Below are 26,003 nucleotides of genomic sequence, written 5' to 3' on the forward strand. Positions count from 1 at the left end.
CTCCAATCAGGCGTGCTTTTCCAGCCAGGCAGAGATAACGCCTTCCAGCGCCTCGACCAGGGCTTCGTCTTCCAGTTCCTCGACGATCTCGGCCACGAAGGCGTTGACCAGCATGGCGCGGGCCTTGTTCTCCGGAACGCCGCGGGCCATCAGATAGAAGAGATGGTTGCGGTCGATATCGGCGACAGTGGCGCCATGGCCGCACTGCACGTCGTCAGCGAAGATTTCGAGTTCCGGCTTGACCGAAAATTCTGCATCGTCGGACATCAACAGCGTGTTGCAGGCCATTTTGGCATCGGTCTTCTGCGCATCCGGTGCGACCCGGATCATGCCCTGGAAGACACCGCGCGCTCGGTCGAACACGACATTGCGGATGACTTCCGTCGATCCGGTGTTCGGAACGTCATGACCAAGCACCATCGTCACGTCAGTATGCGTATCGCCACCGAGCAGGTTAATGCCGCGCAGCGTCAGATCGGCGCCCTCGCCCGTCACTTTGATGTACAGTTCCTGGCGCACCAGCTTGCCGCCTGCATTGATAACGAACAGCCTCAGCTTGGCGTCCGTGCCCAGATCGATGCGGATCTGGCCGAGATGCGTATCCTCGCTGCCCTGCTCCTGCAGGATGATCCAGGTCACTTCGGCCCGCTCGCCGATCTTGACTTCGCTTACCGACGAGACGAGCGCGGCAGCACCTTCGACAGCCTGGTGACGCTCGATGACCGTCGCCTTGACATCAGCACCGAAGGACACCGGAAGGCGGCTGTGAATTTGTCCGCCAGCGTGAACGAACTGGATCTCCAGAGGTGCGTCGAGTTCGGTGCCATCGGGGAAATCGATGACATAGCCGTCGCGCACGAAACTGGCATTGATGCGGCCGATAGCATCGTCCTTGTCGAGTGCTTCCAGACCGGCGGCGGCCGTGCCGCTGATCAGGCTATCGGCATAGCGGCCGATCGTCAGCCCCTTGACGGCAGCCTTCTCGCTCGCCTTGCCCTGGAGAATGGCAAGGACCGGAGATCCTTCGACCGTCGGCGGCAAAGCTTCCGCAAGGCCCTTGCCGATGTCGCTCGGAACCAGACGCAGCAGGTTCTTGAAATCGGTGTAATGCCAGGCCTCGATGCGACGCGTCGGCAGGCCCGCCGTCTTGAGATCATCAAGCAGGCGATCGCGGACGGCGAAGACCTCGCCGTCACCCGGCAGGTCGCCAAGCTGGTCGTTGTACGCCTCGATCAACGCCGTCTCGGCTGATGTCAGGCGGTTCGTCGTCTGAATGTTCATCGACGTATCCTTTCCGCCCCGATCAGGCCGCAGCCCCGATGATGTCGGCATAGCCGTTGGCTTCGAGTTCATGCGCCAGCGTCTTGTCGCCGGACTTGATCACCTGGCCCTTGTAGAGGACGTGAACGGTGTCCGGAATAATGTAATCCAGCAGGCGCTGGTAGTGGGTGATGACAACAACGGCGCGATCCGGAGAGCGCAGCGCGTTGACGCCATCGGCGACGATCTTCAGCGCGTCGATGTCGAGGCCGGAGTCGGTTTCATCAAGCACGCAAAGCTGTGGCTGCAGCAGCGCCATCTGCAGGATTTCCGCGCGCTTCTTCTCGCCGCCGGAGAAGCCGACGTTAAGCGGGCGCTTCAACATGTCCATGTTGATCTGCAGCTTGCCGGCGGCGTCCTTGACGCGGCGTATGAAATCCGGCGTCGTCAGCTCGTCTTCGCCGCGCGCCTTGCGCTGCTCGTTCATCGCCACCTTCAGGAACTGCATGGTGGCAACGCCGGGGATTTCGACCGGATACTGGAAGGCAAGGAAAATACCCTTGGCGGCACGTTCTGCGGCGTCAAGCTCGAGAATGCTCTCGCCGTTGTAGAGGATGTCGCCCTCGGTGACTTCGTAGTCGCTACGGCCGGCGAGGATATAGGACAGCGTCGATTTGCCGGAGCCGTTCGGGCCCATAATGGCGGCGACTTCACCCGCCTTCACCGTAAGGTTCAGGCCATGGATGATCTCGGTGCCGTCTTCGGCGATACGGGCATGCAGGTTCTTGATTTCAAGCATTGTAGAATCCTAACGAAGGAATGGACGTACGGCGCGCCTGGCGCGCCAAAACTAGTTTTTTTATGCGAGCGTCAGCCGACGCTGCCTTCCAGCGAGATGCCGATCAGTTTCTGCGCTTCGACGGCGAATTCCATCGGCAGTTCCTGCAGGACTTCCTTGACGAAGCCGTTCACGATCAGAGCGATCGCTGCTTCGGTCGGGATGCCGCGCTGCAGGCAATAGAACAGCTGATCTTCGGAAATCTTCGACGTAGTGGCTTCATGCTCGAACTGCGCCGTCGAATTCTTGGCTTCGATGTAGGGCACTGTATGCGCGCCGCACTTGTCGCCGATGAGCAGCGAATCGCACTGCGTGAAGTTACGCGCGTTCGACGCCTTGCGGTGAGCCGAGACCTGGCCGCGATAGGTGTTCTGCGAGACGCCGGCAGCGATGCCCTTCGATACGATACGGCTCGACGTGTTCTTGCCGAGATGGATCATCTTGGTGCCGCTGTCGACCTGCTGATGGCCGTTGGACACGGCGATCGAGTAGAACTCACCACGGCTGTCGTCACCGCGCAGGATGCAGGACGGATATTTCCAGGTGATCGCCGAACCGGTCTCGACCTGCGTCCAGGAGATCTTGGAGCGATGGCCGCGGCAATCGCCACGCTTGGTGACGAAGTTGTAGATGCCACCCTTGCCGTTCTTGTCACCCGGATACCAGTTCTGGACCGTCGAATACTTGATCTCGGCATCATCAAGCGCGACGAGTTCGACGACAGCAGCGTGCAACTGGTTCTCATCGCGCTGCGGCGCCGTGCAGCCTTCGAGATAGGAGACATAAGCTCCCTCTTCGGCAATGATCAGCGTGCGCTCGAACTGTCCCGTATTCTTCTCGTTGATGCGGAAATAGGTGGACAATTCCATCGGGCAACGAACGCCCTTGGGCACGAAGACGAAGGAGCCGTCGGTGAAGACGGCCGAATTCAGCGTCGCGTAGAAATTGTCTGATGTCGGAACGACCGTTCCGAGATATTTGCGCACGAGATCGGGATGCTCGCGGACCGCTTCCGAGATCGACATGAAGATCACGCCGGCCTTCTTCAGCTCTTCCTTGAAGGTGGTGACGACCGAGACCGAATCGAACACCGCGTCGACGGCGATCCTCGACTGCTTGACGCCGGCAAGAATCTCCTGCTCACGCAAGGGAATGCCGAGCTTCTCATAGACCTTCAAGAGCTCCGGATCGACGTCCTCGATCGAGGTCGGGCCGGAGGTGCTCTTCGGCGCGGCGTAATAATAGATGTCGTTGAAATCGATCTTCGGATAGTCGACGCGGGCCCAGGTGGGCTCTTCCAGGGTCAGCCAGCGGCGATACGCCTCAAGACGCCATTCCAGCATCCATTCCGGCTCGCGCTTCTTGGCGGAAATAAAGCGGATAATATCCTCGGATAGGCCCTTGGGAGCCTTGTCCATTTCAATGGTAGTTTCAAAACCATACTTATACTGGTCCACGTCGATCTGGCGAACCTGATCGACCGTTTCTTGGACTGCAGGCATTTCGTTCTCCAATCTCGCCGGATCCAAGGTCCGGCAGCTTGTCAACGTTGCGGCAGACTTATGTCTACCCTCTATGTAGTCGGCCAAAGGGGACTTTTCAGCCCACTTGGCAAGCGGAAATTTCTGTTTCCGCAAAATTGTGGCCGTCAGGCCGCGGCACCCGCCAGTTTGCGGCGGCCCGCGATGCGGGCAAGAGCCGCGATGGCGCGATCTACGTCCGCTTCGGTCGTGGTGGGGCCGAGCGAAATCCGAAGCGCTCCGAGCTTCGGATCGCATCCCATGGCGACAAGCACATGGCTCTCGCCGACCTTGCCCGACGAGCAGGCGGACCCGGCGGAAATGGCGACGCCTTCGAGATCGAAGGCGATCTGCCCTGTCTCGGATTTCAATCCCGGCAGCGTGAAGAAGCTGGTGTTCGGCACGCGCGCTCCGCCCTCGCCGTGAATGATGATATCAGGCGCGGCAAGCCGCATGCCTGCTTCCAGCCGATCGCGCAACGCGCCGATCCTGGCATTGCGGCCATCGAAGTCCACAAGTGCTGCCTCGGCGGCGGCACCGAAGCCGATGATAGCAAGCGTGTTTTCCGTGCCGGACCGATGCCCCTTCTCTTGCCCGCCGCCATGGATCAACGGCTTCGGCATCAGCACTTCGCCGCGCGAGATCAGCGCGCCGGCCCCTTTGGGCCCACCGATCTTGTGCGACGACAGGATCAGAAAATCCGCGCCGATCGCCTCGATATCGATCGCCACCCTGCCGGCGGCCTGCACCGCATCGACGACGAATATGCCGCCTGCCGCCTGAACGAGCTTGGCCGCTTCGTCGACTGGCTGGAGAATCCCTGTCTCGTTGTTGGCGAGCATGATAGCGACCATCGGCAGCCCGCTCGCCTTGTCATGGGCAGAAAGCACCGCTTCAAGGGCCGCGAGATCGATCATGCCGGCCGATGTCACCGGTATCTCGCTGATTCCATCCTTCGGAAACCGGCCACCCTCGCGCACGGCGGGATGTTCGACAGCCGATATATAGAGATGGCTAACAACAAGCGGCGTCCGCCCCATGCGAAACTGCGGCGTCAACACCATATTGGCCGCCTCGGTGGCCCCGCTGGTGAAAACGACATAGGCCGGCGCAGCACCCGTCAGGCTTGCAACCTGCCGGCGCGCGGCCTCGACGGCAGCACGCGCCGCCCTACCTTCCCCATGCACGGAATTGGGGTTGCCCTGAATATCCATCGCACGTAGCATCGCATCCCGCGCGGCCTGATGAAGCGGCGCGGTGGCATTCCAGTCGAGATAAAGGCGCGTTGCCGCCATGATCTTCTTCCTGCCTGACGTTGCTTTGCTGCGTCCGGCTCATTTTCCTTGAAATTTCAGCCGGGCATGCCTTATGACACGTTCCATAAATCGTTGAACACACAACGCGCGGAACACCGCATCAAGTTTCGAATTGTTCTAAACTGCGTTCTAGAAAAGATGAGCGCATTCGTCAAGTCAACTTGCTGCGTGCCGTTGGGTTTGAACGCAGAAAAAGAAGAGCCGGAGTATCAATGCCCGAAGTTATTTTCAACGGCCCCGCAGGCCGCCTTGAAGGCCGCTATCAGCCCTCTAAGGAAAAAAGCGCCCCGATCGCAATTATTCTCCATCCGCACCCGCAGTTCGGCGGCACGATGAACAATCAGGTGGTCTACCAGCTCTTCTATATGTTCCAGAAGCGCGGTTTTACGACCCTCCGATTCAACTTCCGCGGCATAGGCCGCAGCCAGGGCGAGTTCGATCACGGCGCAGGCGAGCTTTCCGATGCCGCATCGGCGCTCGACTGGGTCCAGAGCCTCCATCCCGATTCCAAAAGCTGCTGGGTTGCCGGCTATTCCTTCGGCGCCTGGATCGGCATGCAGCTGCTGATGCGCCGTCCTGAGATCGAAGGCTTCATGTCGATCGCGCCGCAGCCGAATATCTATGATTTCTCCTTCCTCGCCCCCTGCCCTTCATCAGGCCTGATCATCAACGGCGATGCGGACAAGGTCGCTCCGGAGAAGGACGTCAACGGCCTCGTCGAGAAGCTGAAGACACAGAAGGGCATCCTGATCACGCACAAGATCGTGCCGGGCGCCAACCACTTCTTCAACGGCCAGGTCGACACGCTTCTGGGCGAATGCGAAGATTATCTCGATCGTCGCCTGAACGGCGAACTGGTGCCGGAGCCGGCCGCCAAGCGCATCCGGTAAGAGAGACGCCCCTTACCGAGCCATTCTGAACGTTGGGCATGAGATCCCGTCGATGACCATCGGCGGGTGATCCTGCATGCCGATCTTTCGCAGAACGCGCTGCGACGCCGCGTTCTCCGGGTGAGTGAAGGCGATGAATTGCCTGGCCAGGCCACGCTTGAAGAACCACTGCGCCAGCGCATCGGCGATCTCAGTCGCGTAACCATTGCCCCAGGCGTCTTTCCGAATCGAATAGCCGAGCTCGAATTCACCGCGACCGTTTTCCTGGTGAAATCGCGAAAAACCAGCGCGACCGATGAAGCGGCCGTCGTCCCGCCTCAGCATCTTGTATTTGGTCACCCCGTCGCGCGCGTGTTCGCCGAACCAGCTTTTCAGCCGCTCCTCAGCCTTCTCCAAGGTCCATGGCGCCGCTCCCGAGAGATAGCGGGTCGTCTCGATCGTCGAATGCAGCTGCCTGATCAGCTCGGCATCGCCTTTGTTCCACATCGTCAAAACAAGGCGAGGCGTTTCGAGTATGATTGCGTCGCTCATCTGTGTGCCTGTTTTCCCGATCCTGCTGAAACTGCGCTCATGTTCAACCATGGCAGTCACCAGCGGGCAAGCCACGCCGGCTGAAACTCGGCATCCGCACCCAACCAAAATGGTGACGCGCTCACAAATCAATGCTAAACGCGCCGCGACGTTCAACAACAGCGATTGTGCCGCATGCTCCATTTGTGCGGCTTCGAGAGACCAAGATCATGGCTGAGTTCAAATCCGACTTCCTGCGCACCCTGAAAGAGCGCGGCTTCATTCATCAGATTTCCGATGAAGCCGGCCTCGACGACCTTTTCGCCAAGGAAACGGTGACCGCCTATATCGGCTTCGATCCAACCGCGTCGAGCTTGCATGCGGGCTCGCTGATCCAGATCATGATGCTGCACTGGATGCAGGCGACAGGCCATCGCGCCATCTCGCTGATGGGCGGCGGTACCGGCATGGTCGGCGACCCCTCCTTCAAGGAGGAGTCCCGCCAGTTGATGACGGTCGACACGATCGAAAGCAACATCGCCTCGATCAAACGCTGCTTCTCGAATTACCTCACCTACGGCGACGGCCCGAAGGAGGCGTTGATGATCAACAACGCCGAGTGGCTGCGCTCGCTGAACTATCTCGAATTCCTGCGCGATGTCGGCCGGCATTTCTCGGTCAACCGCATGCTGTCCTTCGACAGCGTCAAGACGCGCCTGGACCGCGAGCAGTCGCTGTCCTTCCTCGAGTTCAACTACATGATCCTGCAGGCCTACGACTTCGTCGAACTGGCCAAGCGTTATGATTGCCGCCTGCAGATGGGTGGCTCGGATCAATGGGGCAACATCGTCAACGGCATCGACCTTGGTCACCGCATGGGGACAAAGCAGCTCTTCGCGCTGACCTCGCCGCTACTGACGACCTCGTCGGGCGCAAAGATGGGCAAGTCGGCGACCGGTGCGGTCTGGCTGAATGCCGACCTGCTCTCGGCCTACGACTTCTGGCAGTACTGGCGCAACACCGAGGACGCCGACGTCTCGCGCTTCCTGAAGCTCTACACCACGCTGCCGATGGACGAGATCGCGCGCCTTTCGACCCTTGCCGGCTCGGAGATCAACGAAGTCAAGAAGATCCTTGCGACCGAGGTCACCGCAATCCTGCACGGCCGGGCGGCAGCAGAACAGGCAGCCGAGACGGCACGCAAGACCTTCGAGGAAGGCGGCTTGTCCGAAAACCTGCCGTCCGTCGATATCCCCGCTGCGGAGATCGATGCGGGCATCGGCCTTCTGTCGCTGATCGTTCGCGCCGGCTTGGCCGCCTCGAACGGCGAAGCCCGCCGCCATGTTCAGGGCGGCGCGGTACGCATCAACGATGAGGCCGTCAGCGACGAGCGCAAGGTCATCGGCGGCGGCGAAGTCACCGCCGATGGCGTCATCAAGCTGTCGCTCGGCAAGAAGAAGCACATCCTGATCCGCCCGGCGGCTTGAGCCGCTGCACAGCATATAAGCGAGCAAGGCCGGCATATTCTGCCGGCCTTTCTTGTTTCTGGCGGCAACCACCTTCCGCGCAAGGTGATAGGCTCAACGTGCCTGTCCTTGACCGCATTGCCCGCCTTCACTAGCCTCCGTTCGTATCTACAAAATCGCGATCGTTGAGGGTATCAGATGCTTGGAATGACGAAGGCATGCGGGCTGGGTTTTACGTGCTTTATTGCGGTGACCATCGCAAGTTTCGCTTCCGCGGCGGAGACCAAAATTTCCTTTGATGTCGACGGGCAGAAGGTCATCGGCACCCTATCGACCATCGACAACAACCCCAAAGCCCCGGTCGTCGTCATGTTCCACGGCTTCGGCGGCACGCGCGATGAGCTGGCGATCAAGGACACCAAGGACGGGGTATTTTCACGCAGCGCGCGGCTCTTTGCGGAAAGCGGCTATGCGAGCCTGAGGATCGACTTTCGCGGCTCGGGCGAAAGCGAAGGAAAATGGGCTGACACCACCTTCTCCGGTCAAATCAAGGATGGCATCGCGGCTGTGGACTGGCTGAAGGCCAGCGACAAGATAGACAACTCCAGGATATCGATCCTCGGATGGAGCCAGGGCGGTCTCGTCGCGGCCCATGTGGCAAGGGCGCGACCGGAGGTCAAGTCGGTGACCTTATGGGCACCCGTGGTGACGCCGCTCTATACCTACGGCGGTCTCCTTGGCGCAGACAATGTTGCGAAGGGATTGACCAGCCCGCCGGACACCGAGATCACCGCCAAATTGCCTTGGGGCGCGGATACTACGCTGAAGGCTTCCTTCTTCAAGGAAATGCCGACCACCAGCACCATCGCGGCGATCGCGCATTACCCCGGCCCGTTACAAGTCATTGTTGGCAGCAAGGACACGACCGTCACTCCGCAACCGGCCTCCGGCCAGGCCCTATTGGACTATCACGATGGCGAAGAGCGCCTTGACGTCTTTGACACCGATCATGTTTTCAGCGCCTTCACCGGCCCGGAAGTGATCGATAACCACATGGTTCCAGCAACGCTGGAGTGGCTAAAGAAATTCAATCCTTGATGGGATCGCAGCCGTAAGCGGTTAATCAGCAGCGGCGAAGTCACCGCCGATGGCGTTATCAAGCTGTCGCTCGGCGAGAAGAAGCACATTCTAGTCCGGCCGGCCTTTTTGTGCACCAAATGCTGGTACGTTGTTCGCATTTGACAACCGGATAATATGCAGATGACCTTATCGAAATTGCACCTCTGCGTACAAAGCATAAACTTTGCGAAGTCTACGCGAACATGCAATCAAAAGTAACGAAACAACTAATGATTGTAGATGGCAATCAGAAGAATTTAGGTCTCAAAATGACGCCGATACAACCAGATGGAAAAGAGTTGCTCGCAGGTCTTGGGCATTTAGTTGCCAAGCGATTCGATATCACGATTCGAAATCTAAAACGCAAGCTCACCAATCGAGAGCATCCATCTGACGCTGCATTTCACGAGTATATGGATACTTTATCCAACGAAGAGAGACCTGTAAGGATTGCTCAATATGCTCTAGAAACGTTTCTCCACGACATGATGGCGTCCTTTGATGAGAGCGAAACGTATTTCATTTTTGCCAAAAAAGCTCAGGGCTTCGCAGTTAACTTGAAGGATTTCACTATCGATAGCCTCCACGCGGAGACGCTTGATTGGCTAGAAAATTTCAGTGAAGACAGAACAATACATGACATTATTTATGACATTTCAGAAAAAAATGGAAATGTTTGATATAAGCTTGGATGCGCAACTAGGCCGAGTTCGTCATCCAGAACGGGTTGCCGTTCATAATACCATTGCTTGCGAGAACTTAAGCTGAAGCAACTCGCACCATCCTGAAGGCCTCCTATTTGATGCCAAGGAGGGGTAAAGAGTTGCGGCAAAATTGATCTCCGCGTTAGGCTCCTCCGCCCATCAAAACTCAAAGATCTGCCTAAACACCCCTGGTGCGATGATCGACAGCGGATTGATCTGGATGCTCGATTTCTCCAGCGTACCCGTCACCCTGAAGGTGATGCCGATCAGGCCGCGGTCGCTGCCGTTGCCCAGGATGAAGCCTACGATCGGCACCTCCGCAAACAGCCGGTTCAGGCCATAGGCCGGCATGAACGTGCCGGTCAGATCCATCTTGCCGTTGGCGTCCTTGACCGTTCCCTGGAATGTCGCCCCGACCTGCACGCCCCGCACAACCCCGTTCTCAACCGACAGCGACCCATTTCGCATCACCAGCCGCGCAAAGCCTCTCTCAAAGCTTTGCGAGCGCGTATCGATATTCTGCTTCACGGCGGCATTCAGGCTTTTGCCGTTCTTGCCGCTCGGGGTCGAAACGATGGTCGAAAGCTTCTTCTCGTCGACGATGGCGAAGTTGCGGAGATCCAGCGATCCATCCCAGTCGTCCTGCCCGACGGAGCGCAGGGACAGATTGAGCAGGCCACCCTTCAGGTGCTTGTAGAGATCGGCAAAGCGAGCAACGGAACCGGCGTCTCCGCTGGTGATGCGGATGGTGCCGCCGCCGCTGCCCTTGCTCATCTGGCTGACGACAGCTTCTCCGCTGCGGGTGACGCCGGAAAAGTCCACCGCCGTCGTTTTGCCGCCTGCAATGGAATAGGTACCTTTGAGATTGCCGATCGATACGTCGTTGAATCCAATGACCTTGTCGAGATTGACACGTATCGTCGCGCTTGCCGAATCGTCGTCGTCGCTCTTCCCGCCGCCCGACGACGATGCCTTCAGCCGCGCCATGATCGGTCGTAAATCGGCCGAGTTGCCCGAGACCGAAACGTCATAGCCTCCACCCTTGCCACGCTTGAGCGTCAGCGCAAAATCATCGAGGGCCGAGAGTTTCACGCTGTCGAAACTCGCGGATGACAAGCTCCCCTTGCTGATCACAAGATCGCCGCTGACACCGAAGCCATCGCCCTTGAGCGCAAAGTTCTTGAGTGTCGTCTGGCTATCCGGTCCGGACGCTTCGAATTGCGCGGTTGCGGGAATGCCGCTGCCCTTCGACCACCCCACCCACGGAACCGTCAGCGCCGCCTTGCCGAGATCCACCTTGACGCCCTGGCGATCGTCATCGATGCGCATCAGCTCCACTTTGACAGGCCCATCGATGATATCGCGAAGACCCGGCATGACGGCATTGCGTTGAGCATCGCTGAGCGTCGCAGTAATGACGCGGCTGCGCTTGACGGTCGATTTGCTGTCGGTCGGCTCGGTCATATCGATCTGGGCGGGAATGCCGTCGATCTGCCCTTGAGCTTGCAGGTGCACCGATTGCGGATCGGCCGCGACCTCGCCGGTCAGGTTGTCGATCTTGCGATTGTTCATCGGCTTCAGCAAATCAACATTGGTGAGCTCCAGTTTCGCCTGCCAATCCGGCGGCGGCGGCTTCTGGTCGTTGATCAGGCCGATCCGGGCATTGACCTTGGCAACGATCTTGCCGTTGAAGTCCTCAGGTTTGAATTCCGTCCGTTGCAATACCTCCAGCGGTTTGTAGGTCAGCAATTCACCCACGGCGTCGCCTGTGCCGGATATTGTCAGAGCAAGCTCCGCCATCAGCGGTTTGTCGTAGGTTGCCGGTATCGAGAAGCGGCTATCGTTCAAGGTGATCGTGCGGCCTGTCGGGAAATATGAGGTAGCAGTCTCGATATTGATGACCATCGTCGGGCCGGTCAGATCGAAATGTGCTTTCGTATCCCGGAGCGGCGGAATTTGGCCCGGCACGTTGAGGCGAGCGCCGTCGATGTCGAACGCAATGTGCAACTCGTTCTGGCCGAGTTGCAGCTTGCCGGTCTGCGCCGCCTCCCGCAGCCTTCCGGCTGGAATGAACACGGATATCACCGCATTCGTCACCGAGCCGCCAAAGAGATTGTTCTCGACCCATACTCTCGGCTTCGAAGCCATCCAGAAGGGCCAAAGCTGTTTCACCACGGTGGTATCGAGTTTGTCCGCGCGGCCGCCGAAGCTGATTTCCGGCGAGCTGTCGCCGAGCTTCATGTGCAACGAACCGAACAGGGCGCCTTGCGGTGTCGATATGCCGATATTGTCGAACTGGAATTCCTTGGTCGCGGACAGAAAGCGCCCTGTCGCCTGGCCGTCGAAGCTGACCGGCTTCTCTCCGGATATCGATGAGGCTGCCGTACCATTCTTGATCAGGAAATCGATGCCGAAGCCTTTGCCCGCGTTGGCGTCTACACGGTCGAGATCGATCAGCGCGCCGGAGAATGGCGCGACGGTGTGGACGAATTGCGCCGTCGACGGCGCAATCTCGAGTGTCTGGTGATCGAAATTATAGGCGAGATTGATGTTGGCCTGCGTCAGATCCTGGGCGTCACGATCCATGTAGAGCACGCCGGGCTGAATGTTGATGGCGGTGTCCAGTTTAGGATCCGCACCTGAATCACCCCTGACAGCCGAGAGCGTCACATCGGCGAAACTCGTGAGGCCCTGACGCGGAGTACCACTCGCATCATAGGCCATCGTCAACGGCTTGAGATCGAGATTGGAGATTTTCGCGACCAATGAAGAACTGCGTCCAGCCTCCTGTTGGTCCGCCATTACATCCAGGCTCGCCACCGATCCGTTGACCGCGACTTGCCCATACAGATGCAACGAATTCGGACCGCCCCGCTCGAAGGTGAGACTATCGACCACCAGAGAGATCGGATCGCCTTCCTGACGCGCCAGCTTCACCGAAAATCCGGAAATACGCACCGAGTTCGTGCCGCCGCGCTGCACGAATCGCTCCAGAAAGTCGATATTGTCGAAGGCAGCTTTAAGCGCCTGCGGCAGCGCATCCACGCGTAGCGCCGTCAGATCGACGGGATCTCCCTGAGGCAGCAACGAAGTATCGAGCGCTATGCCTTCCGCCGACACATTGGCGACCTCTACTCGACCCTCGATGAGGGCGAACGGATCAAGCTCCATATTCACCGTCGACATGGTCGAGAGATGCTTGCCGCTCTCCTGATCGACCACATTGACGTCGCGCGCTTCCAAAGCCAGCCGCATGTCGGATGTGAAGCGGATCACGGTTCCGCCGACCTCGGCTTTGTAGCGCGGGCCGATCGCCCGATCGAGGGCTACCTGCGCTTTCTGAGACAGCGGCTCATCGAAAACGCCGCTTTCGATCGTTGCGATGACGGCTCCGAGGATGATGGCAAGAAAGGTGAAGAAAACCAGCGTCATGCGGCAAACATGCCAGACATGCGAGCGATTGCGGCTGGTACGCTCGGGCACATGCACGATCATGGGATCATCGACCTGGGCGGAAGGCAGATGATCGAGTGAAACGAGATCCTTTTTGCGGAATTTTACCTTTTCGCCTCGGATCACTCCTGTGCGTCCCTTTCATTCTCAGCAATTTTATTGGTGACGCTGCGTCCCATGTGGACGGCATACCTGAGCAGCATGTATGGCTCAACCTTAGTATTGTCTAAAAACCCGGCAAAAGAAAGTTTTTCCCATGACGGAAGTTTTCCCGATCGTATCGAATGTGGGCGACAAGGCACCCGATTTCGATCTGCCACGCGATGGCGGCGGCCATGTGCGCCTAGCCGATTTCGGCGGAAAACCGCTGGTATTGTTCTTCTACCCTAAGGATGACACGACAGCCTGCACGACCGAATCGATTTCCTTTACCGCGCTCGCAGCCGATTTCGACAAGGCCGACGTTGCCATCCTCGGCATATCGCCTGACACGGTGAAGAGCCATGATAAATTCGTCAGGAAGCACGCGCTTTCCGTGCCGCTCGCCTCCGACGAGGAAAAGACGATGGCGATGGCCTATGGCGTTTGGAGAGAAAAGAGCATGTATGGCCGGACCTATATGGGTGTCGTGCGCTCGACCTTTCTGATCGGCGCCGACGGCCGCATCACGAGGATATGGGATAAGGTAAAGGTAGCCGGACATGCCGAAGAGGTTCTGGCCGCGGCGAAGGAGCTTTGACGGCATGTCAGGCGACCCCGACACGATCACTTCGCTGCGCGGCGGCGCCATTGCCGCCATTCGTTCCGCCGATCTCGATCGCAAGACCGGGCTCGCCCAGGAATCGGCAACGCGCTGGTTTGCGCGCACCCTGTCATTGCGTTCGCCACTCGATCCGCCGCTGGCAGATCGACCCGGGCGGCCCGAACGGCCGGAGCTGGTTCCGCCAAAGCATATGGAGAAGCGCTCGCTGCATACGCTGAAGGGCCGCATCGCGTTGCTGCACGCCATCGCCCATATCGAGCTGAACGCGGTCGATCTTGCGCTCGACATCGTCGCACGCTTTGCGACTGAGCCGGTTCCCAATTCCTTCTTCGACGGCTGGATGCAGGTCGCCTTCGAGGAAGCGAAGCATTTCCGGATGGTGCGGACCCGGCTGCGCGAGCTGGGCGCGGATTATGGCGATCTGTCCGCCCATGACGGCTTGTGGCAGGCGGCCCATGCAACACGCACTGACCTCACCGCTCGCCTCGCCGTCGTGCCGTTGATCCTTGAAGCCAGAGGACTCGACGTGACGCCCGCCCTGCAGGCAAAGATGCGCGAAACCGGCGACATGGAAAGTGCTGCCGTGCTCGACGTTATCTACAATGACGAAAAAGGTCATGTCGCCGTCGGCGCCAAATGGTTCCGTTTTCTCTGCGCGCGGGAAAAGCGCGATCCGGCCCGCGCGTTTCAGGAACTGGTGCGCGCGAACTTCCGTGGTTCGCTCAAGGCGCCATTCAACGATATCGCCCGCGCCGAGGCTGGATTGACTCCTTCCTTCTACCGCTCGCTCACATCCACAAGTAACGCCTAAAATACTAATATAAAAGAACTTTTCCGTTTTCTAACAATCGCCCGGAAAGCATTCGTTAACCATAATCCCTTGTACTCCCATTGGGTGCCTGAGAGCATCGATTGGGAGATTCTCGGTGACAGCAAAGCCTCACAACCGGGTTTTCGGCAAACAACAGCGGTGTCACACCATCATCCTCGCAAGTGGCGAGACGGTGCGCCACATGACCGTGCGTCCATGGATGGCGGCACTGTTCGTCTGCCTCGCCGGTCTGTTTTCGATTGGTTACCTGCTGGCGACGTCCTACCTCGTCCTGCGCGACGATCTGATCGGCGCTACGATGGCCCGCCAGGCGCGTATGCAATATGATTATGAGGATCGCATCGCCGCGCTGCGTGCCCAGGTCGATCGCGTCACCTCCCGCCAGCTTCTTGATCAGCAGGTCGTAGAAGAGAAAGTCGACAAGCTTATCGAGCAGCAGCAACAGCTGTCGTCACGCGGCGGCAAGCTCAATGCATTGCTCGACAGGGCTGAAAACTCGGGCCTCACAGATAAAAGCCCACATACCGATGCGAACGCGGCGGCCGCAAAGAACGAGCATGTGCAGCTGACCGCGCCAAAGGCGATCGAAAAGCTTCTTTCCGGCGGCAAGCCCGCAGATGTCACCCCGGACAACTCCACCCTCGCCTACGTCCCCGCCCCGGAAACGGTCGCCGATCGCGCCGACCGCGTCTTTTCGAAGGTGACGCTGTCGCTGAAACATATCGAACAGGATCAGCTCACGCGCATCCGAAACCTCACCGCGGACGCATCCGGGACGGCGAACGACATTCAGACGATCATGTCTAATGTCGGGGTCAAGGTCCCGAACGAGGTCGCGGTCAGTGATAGCGAAGACGACGGCGGCGTTGGCGGCCCCTATGTGGCGCCGGAAAATGTCGATCAATTCGAGCAGTCCATGGCCGATCTCGATACCGCGCTGACACGCCTCGAAACGGTGCGTGGCGCGGCAGAAAGCCTGCCTTTCCGCAATCCAGCACCGGGCAAGCTCGTCACCAGCCCCTTCGGCAATCGCAAGGATCCCTTCTTCGGTACGCTCGCTCTCCATCCCGGCACCGATTTCCATTTCAGCCCCGGCGAAAAAATCAAGGCGACGGCCCCTGGCAGGATCGTTTCGGCGGGCTGGACAGGCGGCTATGGCAATATGGTGGAGATCGATCACGGCGATGGCATCTCGACGCGCTACGGCCATATGGAGGAAGTGCTTGTCAAAGTCGGCGATAAGGTCGCCACCGGTGACCCGATCGGCCTCGCCGGCAGCACCGGGCGTTCCACAGGCACGCATCTGCACTACGAAGTCCGGGAAAATGGACACCCTATAGACCCGATGTATTTCATCAATGCCGGTACAAGACTCGCAAGTTACATCAGCGGTATCGGCGCGATTTAACCGCCGGGATAGTGACAAACGAGCAACAAAGATGGCACTAATCCAAAAATTGCCTTATGAATGAACTTCGGGTCCGCAGAAGCGCCCGCTTTCCTTGACTCCATTGGTATTTGGTTCTATGTCGCGCTGCATTACGGCATGCTCCTGTGTGTCGATTCATGGTGTTCGACCGAACCAAGACGGAACTAGTTTTCCCTTTGACAACATTTGCTGACCTTGGCTTAAGCCAAAAAGTCCTTTCCGCGGTAACTGACGCGGGCTACACGACACCGACTCCGATTCAGGCCGGTGCCATCCCATTTGCGCTGCAGCGCCGCGATATCTGTGGTATCGCCCAGACGGGGACCGGTAAGACGGCCTCCTTCGTGCTGCCGATGCTGACGCTGCTCGAGAAAGGGCGCGCTCGCGCCCGAATGCCGCGCACGCTGATTCTGGAGCCAACGCGAGAGCTGGCCGCCCAGGTTGCCGAGAATTTCGAGAAATACGGCAAGAACCATCGCCTCAACATCGCCCTGCTGATCGGCGGCGTGTCCTTCGAGGACCAGGACCGCAAGCTGGAGCGTGGCGCCGATGTGCTGATTTGCACGCCGGGCCGCCTGCTTGATCATTTCGAGCGCGGCAAGCTGCTGATGAGCGCCGTCGAAATTTTCGTCATCGACGAAGCCGACCGTATGCTCGACATGGGTTTCATCCCCGATATCGAGCGCATCGCCAAGCTCATTCCCTTCACGCGCCAGACGCTGTTCTTCTCGGCCACGATGCCGGCGGAAATCCAGAAGCTGGCCGACCGCTTCCTGCAGAATCCGGAACGTGTCGAAGTCTCGGCGCCCGCGTCGACTGCAAAGACAGTCACGCAGCGCTTCGTCGCCTCGCATGGCAAGGACTACGAGAAGCGCGCCACGCTGCGCGATCTCATCCGAGCTCAGACGGACCTGAAGAACGCCATCATCTTCTGCAATCGCAAGGTAGATGTGGCCGACCTCTTCCGTTCGCTTGAACGCCACGGCTTCTCGGTCGGTGCATTGCATGGCGACATGGACCAGCGCTCGCGCACGACGATGTTGCAGAATTTCCGTGACGGCCAGATCCAGCTTCTCGTCGCTTCCGACGTAGCGGCACGCGGCCTGGACCTTCCCGATGTCGGCCACGTGTTCAATTTCGATGTTCCGATCCATTCGGAAGATTATGTCCATCGCATCGGCCGTACCGGTCGCGCCGGTCGTTCTGGCGCCGCTTTCACTCTCGTGACGAAGCGCGACACCAAGCACATCGACGCGATCGAGAAGCTGATCGGTGAAGATGTTCAATGGCTGAACGGCGACCTGTCGGCGCTGCCGCCGGCCGAAGAAGGTGGGGACGACAATCGTTCTCCTCGCCGCCGCGAGCCGAAAGGCAGAGGCCGCGAGCGTGATCGCAGCCCCAGAGGCCGGAGTGCCTCGAGTCATAAATCTGATATCGACGTCGAGGATAATGCCGTCGAAGTGATCGAAGCAGCACCAGCAAAGGCCGAGAGCGTGAGAAACGAGCGCAAGTCTGAGAACAACAACAAGTCCAACAACGGTTCTCGCAACAATCACCGGCCCTTCCCCGCTGCGAACGACGACAACCGCGAACGCCGCAGCCGTTATCGCGACCAGGATGACGGCCCGACACCGGTCGGCTTCGGCGACGACATTCCCGCTTTCATGCTTATCGTCGCGAACGCCAAGGGCTGATAAGTCCACATCCGAGCCGATACGCCGGAGTTAGCGGCACATTTCGGGATGTAGGCATGGGCAAACCCGGCATCGATTTCCCAGGATCAGGAACCGGTCTCGCAATATTGCGGGACGGGAAGGTTTTGCTCTACAGGCGCCTCAAGGCGCCCGAAGCCGGCTTCTGGAGCATCGTCGGCGGCAAGGTCGACCATATGGAGCCCGCGGCTAGGGCCGCCATCCGCGAGGCGGAAGAGGAAAGCGGCCTTTCCATCGGCCGGATCGAATACCTCTGCACAGAAGAAGTTATCGTCGAAGCGGATCGCCAGCATTGGATTTCGCTGATCTATGTTTGCAAGGATTTTTCCGGCGAGCCGCGCCTGATGGAGCCCGACAAGCTCTCCGATTTCGGCTGGTTCGGCCGCAACGAGTTGCCACAACAACTATCCGCTTTCGCCAAAGCGACGATTGCGCATCTGAGCGAAGACGATTTTCGCTGACGTCTATTTATCGGCGCGCAACGCGGCCTCGTAGGCCAGCCTTACCCAGCGCGCCATGATGTCAGGATCGTCGAAAGCATCATCGGGAACCGACCAGTAAGGCATATTGACGGCCTTGCCCTTCTTGCCCTCATAAGCCCAACGCCGCGCCCCGGCCGCCTCGAACTCCGAAGCACTGACGTCGTCTGCCTTCAAAAGTATCTCGTCATCCACTTCGAGCGCCAGAATCCGGCCCATGTGGTAGATCCCCTTGCCGCCGAACATCCGCTTGATCGCTACCGGCCCGAGCGACTGAAACATCTCTTCGATATCGTTATTGTCCATTCCCTATCCCTTTAAAACACCGCCGGCCGCGACGACGGCTTCGGGCGTATCGACGTCGAGATGCGCCGCCTCGCCGATATCGACGTCGACAACCGGAAGCCCGGATGTCTCGATGATATGCCGCGCCCCGACATCGCCCTCGAGCCGCATGACCGCGTTCAGCACCGCACGCGGCAATATGACAGGGTTGCCACGCTTGCCGCCCGATACCGCGCGCACGATCGCCTGGCCATTCGCCTCCCGAAACGCAGCGATCAAGGTTTTCAGGTCGTCGCTGGTGACGCCCGGCATATCGGCCAGCATGACGAGGACACCGTCCGCACGTTGCGCAGCCTGCGTGCCAACGCCTGCAACCAGCGAGCTTGCCATGCCGGATGCATAATCCGGATTGAACACCTGCTCAACGGCAAGATCGCGCAGCGCCGGTTCGATGTCGCCGCGACGGTGGCCCGTGATGACAATGACCGCAGATGCTCCGCCTGCCATGGCAGTTAAGGCCGATCGACGGACCAATGGGACGCCGTCGAACTCGGCCAGCAGCTTGTGCGAACCACCCTCACCCATGCGGCTCGCCCTGCCGGCGGCCAGCAGCACGACGGCAACCGATATCTGCGCCGCCGGCTTGGCGGCGACATCGCGCGGCCTTGGACGCGACTGTATTTCCATGAGCAATCCGCCAACGCCCATGCCGCTGATATCTTGCGGCGTCGGTTGTTCGCCGGCTAAGATACGATCCAGCACCCAGTCGAAACCGTTTTCCTTCGGGCTGCGGGCACATCCCGGTGCGCCGACGACATGGACATCGCCCACCTTGCCGAGCACCAAAAGGTTGCCGGGATCGACAGGCATGCCGACCTGAATGACCTTACCGCCCGCAAGCCGGATCGCCGCCGGAATGACGTCGCCGGCATCGATAACGGCGGAGGCGCCGAAAACGATCACCAGCTTCGGCAGTTGATCCGGTACCTCCAAAGCCTGACCGATCGCATCGGCGACCGCTTTCGCCCGGTGCGCGACGCGCTCCTCCCGTTGCAAAAAGCTGCCTGCAAGCTGAAGCCGTTGCGAGAGGATGCGCGCCGTCTTGTCCATGACACCAGTCTTCAGCGATGGCAGCTCCGTGGCGACGAGCGACACGGCATGCGGCAGGAACGGCTTGACTTCGAAAACCGGCATTTGCCGCAGAATGTTGACGCCGGCCGCCACCTTCAAACCCGAAACCGCCAGTGGAATGATCTTGAAGGTCGCCACCATATCGCCTGATCGCACCGGCACATGATCCGCAAGACAGGCAAGCGTGATTGCCGGATCGACGCTATTGAGCCGATCGACGGCGAGGCGATTTGCGACGAACAGGCCATCGACCGCACTGTGGATATTGACGCGTCCCGTCGTCGCCTCGGAAAAGGTCAGGTGATCGGGTGCAACCGCTTGCGCGAGCTGCTCGGCCGCCTCGTCTTCCATAAGATCGCCAGGTTCGATCCGCGCCGCGATGACGTGATCGATCCCGGCGGCGGTCAGTCGTTCGACATCGCCGTGGTCAAGCTTGTGCCCTTTGGCAAAACTACCATCGGAGAGCCGAACGGAATGTGCCAGAACCGCGCCCTCGGCATTTACAGTCGAAAATTCCCCGAAGATCATGGCTTCGCGCCCTTGGGCAGCGACACGTCGCGCTCGCGAAGGGCGCCGATGATCTCGGCCAGAATGGCGACCGCGATCTCGGCCGGGCTCGCCGCGCCGATCGGAAGACCGATGGGGGCGTGGATGCGAGCGAGATCCGCCTCGGTCAATCCTTCCCGCTTCAAGCGCTCCAGGCGGCCGGCATGCGTCTTGCGGCTGCCGAGCGCGCCGACATAGAAACAGCCCGTCCTCAGCGCCTGCGCAATCGGCTCGTCGTCGATCTTCGGATCGTGGGTAACGGCGACCAGCGCCATATAGCTGTCGAGCGGCCGTTCCTTCAGCGCATCCGCAGGCCAATCGGCAATCAAGTCGAGACCCTCGAAACGCTCCGGCGTGGCAAAGGCCGTGCGTGGATCGATGATGGTCACATCGAAGTCGGCAAGTGCTGCCATTCGCGCCAGGACCTGACTGATATGCACGGCCCCGATGACGACGATACGCGGCGGCGGCAGGTGAACATTCAGGAACAGACTCTGTCCTTCGATCGCGACCGGTGCCGACTTGCCCGAACGGAATGCGGACGCGACGGCATCGGCCAGAGCGCCTTCGAGCTCGTCGCCCTCGACGATCAGCCTGTCAGGTCCGCCCGACAGATCGGTGGCAAGAATCGCCGCCCGCCGCTCGCGCCGCAATTCATTCAGCTTCGCCAGTATCTGACGATCCATCAAGCAAGCCTCTCGACATAGACGCGGATTCGGCCGCCACAGGAGAGACCGACGCGCCAGGCGGTCTCGTCGGCAACGCCGAATTCCAGCATGCGGGACTTGCCGTTTTCGATAACGTCGAGCGCCTCGGTGATCACGGCACCTTCCACACAGCCGCCCGAAACGGAACCGTGGAAATTGCCCTCGTTGTCGATCACGAGGTGACTGCCGGCCGGGCGTGGCGCCGAACCCCAGGTATCGACGACGGTCGCCATGGCAACGCTGCGGCCTGCCGACGCCCATTCCTCCGCGATCACGAGCGGATCCAGACTTTCGGATATATTTGTCATCGGAGCCTCATTACTTGTAGAGAAACCGACGCGGATCGTAAGCGTCCGCGCGGCCGGCGGTGAGAGCCGATACGAGATCGGCCAGAGATAATAGATTGTGGACCGGACGGAATTCGTCAACATGCGGCAGCATAGCTTTTACACCGCGGGCGCGCGCTTCGAAGCCATCGAACCGCAACAGGGGATTGAGCCAGATCAGCCGCCGGCAGGAGCGATGCAGACGATCCATCTCCTGAGCGAGCAGTTCTACGTCCTCTCGCTCCAGCCCATCGGTGATCAGGAGCACGATCGCGCCCTGCCCGAGCACCCTGCGCGCCCAGAGCCGGTTGAATTCCTTCAGCGTCTCGCCGATGCGCGTCCCTCCGGACCAGTCGCGCACCGCAGCGGCGCATTCGTCGAGCGCCTGGTCAGGATCCTTATGGCGCATGGCCCTGGTGACGTTGGTCAGCCGCGTGCCGAAGAGAAACGTGTGCACGCGCCGACGCCGCTCGGTGAGCACATGCAGGAAATGCAGGAAGATGCGCGTATATTGGCTCATCGAACCGGAAATATCCGCCAGCACGACGAGCGGCGGCTGTATTTGCCTGGCTTGCCGAAAACGCGGCAGGATCAGCTCGCCCCCGGTGCGCAAGGCAGACCGCATCGTCGCGCGCGGATCGATCTTGACTGGTCTATGCGACGGCGCAAAGCGGCGCGTACGCACACGATCCAGCGGCAATCGCAGCTTTGCGAGCTCCTTCTTGGCGATGGCAATTTCAGCCGCCGACATCTGCGCAAAATCCAACCGGCGAAGGACTTCGCTGCCCGATGTCGTAAAGCGGGCATCGATCTCGATGTCAGGCGTCTCGCGGTGCGGACGCCGGTCGTCGCGATTATCAAGCAAGGCATCGCCCGCGCGGGTTTCGCCGGGCTTCGGTTTTTCCTTCTCACGATTGTCGGGCGCGACCGGCGACATCATCGCGATCATCTTTGCGACGAGATCGCGCGAGCGCCAGAACAGCCGGAATGCCTCGTCAAAAACTGCCAGGTCCTCATGCCGCTTGACGAAGACCGAACACAGAGCGGCGTAAAATTCCTCGCGCGAACCGATGCCGATTGCCTCTACCGCCTCGATGGCATCCGCAATCGCCCCGGGCCCGATCTTCAGCCCGGCCTTGCGGAGCGCACGCCCGAAAAAGACGATATTATCGGCAAGACGCCCGTCACCGGGCGGTGACGGCGCAACGGTGATGCCATCCTGCGCGCCCGGTTCCATGGTTCATCCCGTCGCAAGCAGTTCGGACTTTACCTCGTCCAACACCCGCTTGCCCTCGCCGCCCTGAATGCGGGCGATATCGTCCTGGTATTTCAGCAGCGTGCCCAGCGTGTCGGAAATCGTCTCCGGGTCGAGCGCCAGCCGATCGAGCTCCGTCAGCGCGCTCGCCCAGTCGATGGTCTCGGCGACGCCGGGGTTCTTATAGAGATCGAGAGTCCGCAGCTTCTGCACATAAGCAACGATCTGGCGCGACAGGGCCTCGTTGCAGCCTGGCACCTTGCGGCGGATGATTTCCAGCTCCTGCTCCGCCTGCGGATAGTCGACCCAATGATAGAGACAGCGCCGTTTCAATGCATCGTGCACTTCGCGCGTGCGGTTGGTGGTGATGATGACGATGGGCGGCTCGGTCGCGCGAATAGTGCCGAGTTCCGGCACCGTCACCTGAAAATCGGACAGCACTTCCAGAAGGAATGCTTCGAATGCCTCGTCGGTACGATCCAGTTCGTCGATCAGGAACACCGGCGCACGCCCGCCGGCACCCGACAGCGCCTGCAGTACCGGTCGGCGGATGAGATAGCGCTCGGAGAAGATGTCGGCCTCGATGCGATCGCGATCGGTCAGACCCGATGCTTCGGCAAGGCGAATCTCCAGCATCTGCGCCGGATAATTCCATTCATAGACGGCCGACGAGACATCCAGGCCTTCGTAGCACTGCAGGCGGATCAACGGCCGGTCGAGCGCCTTCGACAATACCTTGGCAATCTCGGTCTTGCCCACACCGGCCTCGCCCTCCAGAAAGAGCGGACGCTTCATCTTCAGCGCCAGAAACAGGACGGTGCCGAGCGCGCGCCCTGCCAGATAGTCATGGGCCGCGAGCAAGGCCATCGTCTCATCGATAGAGCTCGGCAGCGAAGTTGATAATTTTTGATCCGCCATGATAACTCCCTTAGAGGGGTTATAGCGTGTGATAGCCCCGGTTCATATACAGCAGTGCCGGCTTTGCCTCGCTGTAGCGTATGGCCATCACCTCGCCGAAGATGATGTTGTGCGTCGAAGCCTGCTTGATCTCGATCACACGGCAATCGAAGGCCGCGAGCGCGTCGGCGAGCACCGGCGCACCGGTCGCAAGCGTCTCGAATGTACCGGAGGCAAAACGCTCGTCGGTGGTCAGCAATGTCTTGCCGGAGAAGGCGTCGGCGAGCGACTGGTGATGCGCGCCGAGCGTATTCAGCGCGAAGATCCCGCTCTTGAAGAAGATCTCGTTCTTGACGTTGCTGTTGTTGAGGCAGATCAGAACCGTCGCGGGATCGTCCGAAACCGAGCAGGCGGCCGTGATCGTCACTCCGCGCCGCTCCCCTTCGAGGGCCGTGGTCACCAGCTGCACATGGCCCGCATAGCGGCTCATGGCATCGCGATAAAGCGCCGGGTCCATACGCTGCCTGTCTAGCACCACCGTCTCCTTATTCTTTCTCATATCCCGTCTTTCGCTCAATATGGCGGGCAGGCGTTAGCTTTTCTACAATAGCATTATTGAAAACAGAGTGATTTTGCTGCTTTTTCTTTTGACGATCCCCCTCAGACGGATAAAAGAGCAGGAAAATTGTCCGGGATAATCAATCGATGAACGTTCTGCGTCGCCTTCCGCTTCTGCTTGTGCTGCTTTCGGCGGCTGGCAGCAGCGACGCCGCAGGAATCCGTATCGGTGTCGTGGCGCCACAGGACGGCAACTTCGCAACGCTCGGAGCCGAGATCACGGCCGGCGCCAATTTCGAGATGCAGGCACAGAAGGATACGGCAACCGTCATCGACGACCCCTGCACCGAGGATGGCGGCCAGGCTGCTGCCCAGGCACTGATTGCCGCCAAGGTGCAAGTCGCGATCGGCTTTCTCTGCACCGAGACGCTGGAAGGCGCGTTGCCGCGCCTCAAGGATGCCGGCATTCCGGTCATCACCGTGTCCGTGCGGTCCCGCATCCTGATGGAAGATGTGCTGAAGAACGGCTGGCCGTTGTTTCGCCTCGCTCCGGTTGATAGCGCCGAAGCCTCCATGGCTATCGATACCATCCTGAAGTACTGGGCATCCGAGCCGATGGCGTTGATCGACGATGGCACGATCCACGGCCGCGAACTGGTCGGCGCGATACGCAACGCGCTCGAGGAAAAGGGATTGAAGCCGGTCTTCACCGATACCTACCGGCCCGGCCAGGATCAGCAGATCGCTCTTGTACGCCGACTGAAGAAGGCCGGCGCCACGCGTGTTTTCGTCGGCGGCGACCGCAGCGACGTGTCCGTGATCGCCCGGGATGCCAAGAGCGAGAACATCCAGTTGACGTTGATGGGTGGCGACGCCATGCGCGCCGCCGATCAGCCGGTGCCTCTATTGAACGGTGTCCAGGCTATCGCATTGCCTGAATATGCAACTCTGCCGGCCGCACAGCCGACTGTGCAAGCCATGCGCGCGAGCGGCATCGAGCCGGATGGCTATATCCTGCCGGCCGCAGCCGCGGCACAGATCGCCAGCCAGGCGGCTGAGAGCGCCAAGTCGGAAAACAAGCCCATCGCTGACAAGCTCGTCGCCACGACTTTCCAGACAGCGATCGGACCGATTACCTTCGGGAAGAACCATGAATTGACCGAGAACCCCTATCGGCTGCTGGAATGGCGCGACAATGCTTTCGTGCCGGCAACGGCGGCGTCGAACTGACACGATCCGCGCTTTCTGTTGTTTGCCTGCCGAAGCGGTGCTAATCCAAGCGCGAAAAAATCAGATGGAGCTCAGCTACCCATGACTTTGCCGATCCGCATTGCCCCTTCCATTCTCGCGGCCGATTTTGCCAAGCTCGGACAGGAAGTGAAGGATGTGACCGAAGCCGGTGCCGACTGGATCCACCTGGATGTCATGGATGGGCATTTCGTGCCGAACATTTCCTTCGGCCCCGATGTCATCAAGGCTTTGCGGCCCTATACGACGGCCACCTTCGATTGCCATCTGATGATCTCACCTGCCGATCCCTATCTCGAAGCCTTCGCCAAGGCGGGCTGCGATCGCATTACCGTGCATGCCGAAGCGGGCGTCCATCTGCATCGCTCGCTGCAAACGATCCGGCATCTCGGCAAGAAGGTCGGCGTCACCCTCAATCCGGCAACGCCGCTCTCCATACTGGAAAACGTGCTCGACGATATCGACCTGATCCTGATCATGTCGGTCAATCCGGGCTTCGGCGGCCAGAAATTCATCCCGGCCATGGCCGACAAGATCCGCAACGCCAAGTCTCTGATCGGTGACCGGCCGATCGAGCTTGAGGTCGATGGCGGCGTCTCCACCGACACAGCCGGCCTTATCGTCGCTTCAGGCGCCAATGTCCTCGTGGCTGGCTCGGCAATCTTCAAGGGCGAATCGGTCGATGCCTACAGGCAGACGATTGGTGATCTCCGAGCCGCGGCCGAACGAGGTCGCGTTGGATCAAACTAATCCGACCAG

At 59.8% G+C, this 26,003-nt stretch carries 24 protein-coding genes; 11 read left to right on the top strand and 13 right to left on the bottom strand.

Features of this window, described 5'->3' with window-relative positions:
* Nucleotides 1-6 precede the first annotated feature (6 nt).
* The 4 genes from sufD to JTP94_RS22460 form a co-directional block, all read right to left on the bottom strand.
* Nucleotides 7-1,281, bottom strand: a complete 1,275-nt coding sequence (gene sufD / locus JTP94_RS22445; RefSeq protein ID WP_204852657.1) for a Fe-S cluster assembly protein SufD — start codon at nt 1,279-1,281, stop codon at nt 7-9.
* 22 nt (nt 1,282-1,303) lie between these two features.
* Complete coding sequence (gene sufC, locus JTP94_RS22450) at nt 1,304-2,059, bottom strand: Fe-S cluster assembly ATPase SufC (protein WP_204852658.1); 756 nt, start codon at nt 2,057-2,059, stop codon at nt 1,304-1,306.
* 71 nt (nt 2,060-2,130) lie between these two features.
* On the bottom strand, nt 2,131-3,600 hold the full coding sequence (gene sufB, locus JTP94_RS22455; protein WP_204852659.1) for a Fe-S cluster assembly protein SufB: 1,470 nt from the start codon (nt 3,598-3,600) through the stop codon (nt 2,131-2,133).
* A 146-nt stretch (nt 3,601-3,746) separates the two neighbouring features.
* Nucleotides 3,747-4,913 (bottom strand): cysteine desulfurase family protein, encoded by a 1,167-nt coding sequence (locus JTP94_RS22460; protein WP_204852660.1) that lies wholly within the window; start codon nt 4,911-4,913, stop codon nt 3,747-3,749.
* A 233-nt stretch (nt 4,914-5,146) separates the two neighbouring features.
* On the opposite strand from JTP94_RS22460, the gene JTP94_RS22465 reads away from it, so the two are divergent.
* A complete protein-coding gene (locus tag JTP94_RS22465) occupies nt 5,147-5,824 on the top strand; it encodes an alpha/beta hydrolase (protein WP_034504875.1) in 678 nt (225 codons plus the stop codon).
* Nucleotides 5,825-5,836: 12 nt separating this feature from the next.
* On the opposite strand, the gene JTP94_RS22470 is transcribed toward JTP94_RS22465, so the two are convergent.
* Nucleotides 5,837-6,355 (bottom strand): GNAT family N-acetyltransferase, encoded by a 519-nt coding sequence (locus JTP94_RS22470; RefSeq protein WP_204853074.1) that lies wholly within the window; start codon nt 6,353-6,355, stop codon nt 5,837-5,839.
* 209 nt (nt 6,356-6,564) lie between these two features.
* On the opposite strand from JTP94_RS22470, the gene tyrS reads away from it, so the two are divergent.
* The 3 genes from tyrS to JTP94_RS22485 all read left to right on the top strand — a co-directional run bounded on the left by tyrS (nt 6,565) and on the right by JTP94_RS22485 (nt 9,599).
* Nucleotides 6,565-7,821 carry a tyrosine--tRNA ligase gene (gene tyrS / locus JTP94_RS22475; protein WP_204852661.1) on the top strand — a complete coding sequence of 419 codons (1,257 nt, stop codon included), beginning with the start codon at nt 6,565-6,567 and terminating at the stop codon, nt 7,819-7,821.
* A 186-nt stretch (nt 7,822-8,007) separates the two neighbouring features.
* Entirely contained in the window at nt 8,008-8,898 is an 891-nt protein-coding gene (locus JTP94_RS22480) for a S9 family peptidase (RefSeq protein WP_246755191.1), read from the top strand.
* A gap of 251 nt (nt 8,899-9,149) precedes the next feature.
* Nucleotides 9,150-9,599, top strand: coding sequence for a hypothetical protein (locus JTP94_RS22485; RefSeq protein ID WP_204852663.1), 450 nt, complete (start codon nt 9,150-9,152; stop codon nt 9,597-9,599).
* Nucleotides 9,600-9,782: 183 nt separating this feature from the next.
* On the opposite strand, the gene JTP94_RS22490 is transcribed toward JTP94_RS22485, so the two are convergent.
* Nucleotides 9,783-13,202 (bottom strand): DUF3971 domain-containing protein, encoded by a 3,420-nt coding sequence (locus JTP94_RS22490; protein WP_204852664.1) that lies wholly within the window; start codon nt 13,200-13,202, stop codon nt 9,783-9,785.
* A gap of 130 nt (nt 13,203-13,332) precedes the next feature.
* On the opposite strand from JTP94_RS22490, the gene JTP94_RS22495 reads away from it, so the two are divergent.
* The 5 genes from JTP94_RS22495 (at nt 13,333) to JTP94_RS22515 (ending at nt 18,273) form a co-directional block, all read left to right on the top strand.
* The gene (locus JTP94_RS22495; protein ID WP_204852665.1) at nt 13,333-13,815 is read left to right on the top strand and encodes a peroxiredoxin; all 483 of its coding nucleotides are present in this window, start codon (nt 13,333-13,335) and stop codon (nt 13,813-13,815) included.
* Nucleotides 13,816-13,819: 4 nt separating this feature from the next.
* Nucleotides 13,820-14,650, top strand: coding sequence for a ferritin-like domain-containing protein (locus JTP94_RS22500; protein WP_047638221.1), 831 nt, complete (start codon nt 13,820-13,822; stop codon nt 14,648-14,650).
* 115 nt (nt 14,651-14,765) lie between these two features.
* Nucleotides 14,766-16,079 carry a M23 family metallopeptidase gene (locus tag JTP94_RS22505; RefSeq protein WP_204852666.1) on the top strand — a complete coding sequence of 438 codons (1,314 nt, stop codon included), beginning with the start codon at nt 14,766-14,768 and terminating at the stop codon, nt 16,077-16,079.
* Nucleotides 16,080-16,276: 197 nt separating this feature from the next.
* The gene (locus tag JTP94_RS22510; protein ID WP_204852667.1) at nt 16,277-17,794 is read left to right on the top strand and encodes a DEAD/DEAH box helicase; all 1,518 of its coding nucleotides are present in this window, start codon (nt 16,277-16,279) and stop codon (nt 17,792-17,794) included.
* 56 nt (nt 17,795-17,850) lie between these two features.
* A complete protein-coding gene (locus JTP94_RS22515) occupies nt 17,851-18,273 on the top strand; it encodes an NUDIX domain-containing protein (RefSeq protein WP_204852668.1) in 423 nt (140 codons plus the stop codon).
* Between the two features lie 3 nt (nt 18,274-18,276).
* Here JTP94_RS22515 and JTP94_RS22520 read toward each other — a convergent pair whose 3' ends face one another.
* From JTP94_RS22520 to JTP94_RS22550, 7 genes are read right to left on the bottom strand one after another with little or no spacing between them, the layout of a single operon-like run.
* Entirely contained in the window at nt 18,277-18,597 is a 321-nt protein-coding gene (locus JTP94_RS22520) for a TfoX/Sxy family protein (protein WP_034504861.1), read from the bottom strand.
* A 3-nt stretch (nt 18,598-18,600) separates the two neighbouring features.
* Complete coding sequence (locus JTP94_RS22525; protein ID WP_204852669.1) at nt 18,601-20,235, bottom strand: NTP transferase domain-containing protein; 1,635 nt, start codon at nt 20,233-20,235, stop codon at nt 18,601-18,603.
* Complete coding sequence (locus JTP94_RS22530; protein WP_204852670.1) at nt 20,232-20,939, bottom strand: XdhC family protein; 708 nt, start codon at nt 20,937-20,939, stop codon at nt 20,232-20,234. The genes JTP94_RS22525 and JTP94_RS22530 overlap by 4 nt, the downstream gene beginning before the upstream one ends.
* Nucleotides 20,939-21,268: an XdhC family protein gene (locus tag JTP94_RS22535; protein WP_204852671.1), complete on the bottom strand. Its 330-nt coding sequence runs from the start codon at nt 21,266-21,268 to the stop codon at nt 20,939-20,941. The genes JTP94_RS22530 and JTP94_RS22535 overlap by 1 nt, the downstream gene beginning before the upstream one ends.
* A gap of 10 nt (nt 21,269-21,278) precedes the next feature.
* Entirely contained in the window at nt 21,279-22,523 is a 1,245-nt protein-coding gene (locus JTP94_RS22540; RefSeq protein ID WP_204852672.1) for a VWA domain-containing protein, read from the bottom strand.
* A gap of 3 nt (nt 22,524-22,526) precedes the next feature.
* Nucleotides 22,527-23,459, bottom strand: coding sequence for a MoxR family ATPase (locus JTP94_RS22545; protein WP_204852673.1), 933 nt, complete (start codon nt 23,457-23,459; stop codon nt 22,527-22,529).
* 19 nt (nt 23,460-23,478) lie between these two features.
* A complete protein-coding gene (locus JTP94_RS22550) occupies nt 23,479-23,997 on the bottom strand; it encodes a flavin reductase (RefSeq protein WP_204852674.1) in 519 nt (172 codons plus the stop codon).
* A 146-nt stretch (nt 23,998-24,143) separates the two neighbouring features.
* On the opposite strand from JTP94_RS22550, the gene JTP94_RS22555 reads away from it, so the two are divergent.
* Together JTP94_RS22555 and rpe are read left to right on the top strand one after the other, a co-directional pair.
* On the top strand, nt 24,144-25,226 hold the full coding sequence (locus JTP94_RS22555) for an ABC transporter substrate-binding protein (protein ID WP_204852675.1): 1,083 nt from the start codon (nt 24,144-24,146) through the stop codon (nt 25,224-25,226).
* Nucleotides 25,227-25,307: 81 nt separating this feature from the next.
* Nucleotides 25,308-25,994, top strand: coding sequence for a ribulose-phosphate 3-epimerase (gene rpe / locus JTP94_RS22560; protein ID WP_204852676.1), 687 nt, complete (start codon nt 25,308-25,310; stop codon nt 25,992-25,994).
* Nucleotides 25,995-26,003: the final 9 nt, after the last annotated feature.

Origin of the sequence: Martinezella lusitana (assembly GCF_016901135.1) — a bacterium.
GTDB lineage: Bacteria > Pseudomonadota > Alphaproteobacteria > Rhizobiales > Rhizobiaceae > Rhizobium > Rhizobium lusitanum_D.

Bases quoted from the DNA above. Each gene is read 5' to 3' on its own strand.
- sufD (WP_204852657.1), bottom strand. From the start codon at position 1,281: ATGAACATTCAGACGACGAACCGCCTGACATCAGCCGAGACGGCGTTG.
- sufC (WP_204852658.1), bottom strand. From the start codon at position 2,059: ATGCTTGAAATCAAGAACCTGCATGCCCGTATCGCCGAAGACGGCACC.
- sufB (WP_204852659.1), bottom strand. From the start codon at position 3,600: ATGCCTGCAGTCCAAGAAACGGTCGATCAGGTTCGCCAGATCGACGTG.
- JTP94_RS22460 (WP_204852660.1), bottom strand. From the start codon at position 4,913: ATGGCGGCAACGCGCCTTTATCTCGACTGGAATGCCACCGCGCCGCTT.
- JTP94_RS22465 (WP_034504875.1), top strand. From the start codon at position 5,147: ATGCCCGAAGTTATTTTCAACGGCCCCGCAGGCCGCCTTGAAGGCCGC.
- JTP94_RS22470 (WP_204853074.1), bottom strand. From the start codon at position 6,355: ATGAGCGACGCAATCATACTCGAAACGCCTCGCCTTGTTTTGACGATG.
- tyrS (WP_204852661.1), top strand. From the start codon at position 6,565: ATGGCTGAGTTCAAATCCGACTTCCTGCGCACCCTGAAAGAGCGCGGC.
- JTP94_RS22480 (WP_246755191.1), top strand. From the start codon at position 8,008: ATGACGAAGGCATGCGGGCTGGGTTTTACGTGCTTTATTGCGGTGACC.
- JTP94_RS22485 (WP_204852663.1), top strand. From the start codon at position 9,150: ATGATTGTAGATGGCAATCAGAAGAATTTAGGTCTCAAAATGACGCCG.
- JTP94_RS22495 (WP_204852665.1), top strand. From the start codon at position 13,333: ATGACGGAAGTTTTCCCGATCGTATCGAATGTGGGCGACAAGGCACCC.
- JTP94_RS22500 (WP_047638221.1), top strand. From the start codon at position 13,820: ATGTCAGGCGACCCCGACACGATCACTTCGCTGCGCGGCGGCGCCATT.
- JTP94_RS22515 (WP_204852668.1), top strand. From the start codon at position 17,851: ATGGGCAAACCCGGCATCGATTTCCCAGGATCAGGAACCGGTCTCGCA.
- JTP94_RS22520 (WP_034504861.1), bottom strand. From the start codon at position 18,597: ATGGACAATAACGATATCGAAGAGATGTTTCAGTCGCTCGGGCCGGTA.
- JTP94_RS22525 (WP_204852669.1), bottom strand. From the start codon at position 20,235: ATGATCTTCGGGGAATTTTCGACTGTAAATGCCGAGGGCGCGGTTCTG.
- JTP94_RS22530 (WP_204852670.1), bottom strand. From the start codon at position 20,939: ATGGATCGTCAGATACTGGCGAAGCTGAATGAATTGCGGCGCGAGCGG.
- JTP94_RS22535 (WP_204852671.1), bottom strand. From the start codon at position 21,268: ATGACAAATATATCCGAAAGTCTGGATCCGCTCGTGATCGCGGAGGAA.
- JTP94_RS22540 (WP_204852672.1), bottom strand. From the start codon at position 22,523: ATGGAACCGGGCGCGCAGGATGGCATCACCGTTGCGCCGTCACCGCCC.
- JTP94_RS22545 (WP_204852673.1), bottom strand. From the start codon at position 23,459: ATGGCGGATCAAAAATTATCAACTTCGCTGCCGAGCTCTATCGATGAG.
- JTP94_RS22550 (WP_204852674.1), bottom strand. From the start codon at position 23,997: ATGAGAAAGAATAAGGAGACGGTGGTGCTAGACAGGCAGCGTATGGAC.
- JTP94_RS22555 (WP_204852675.1), top strand. From the start codon at position 24,144: ATGAACGTTCTGCGTCGCCTTCCGCTTCTGCTTGTGCTGCTTTCGGCG.
- rpe (WP_204852676.1), top strand. From the start codon at position 25,308: ATGACTTTGCCGATCCGCATTGCCCCTTCCATTCTCGCGGCCGATTTT.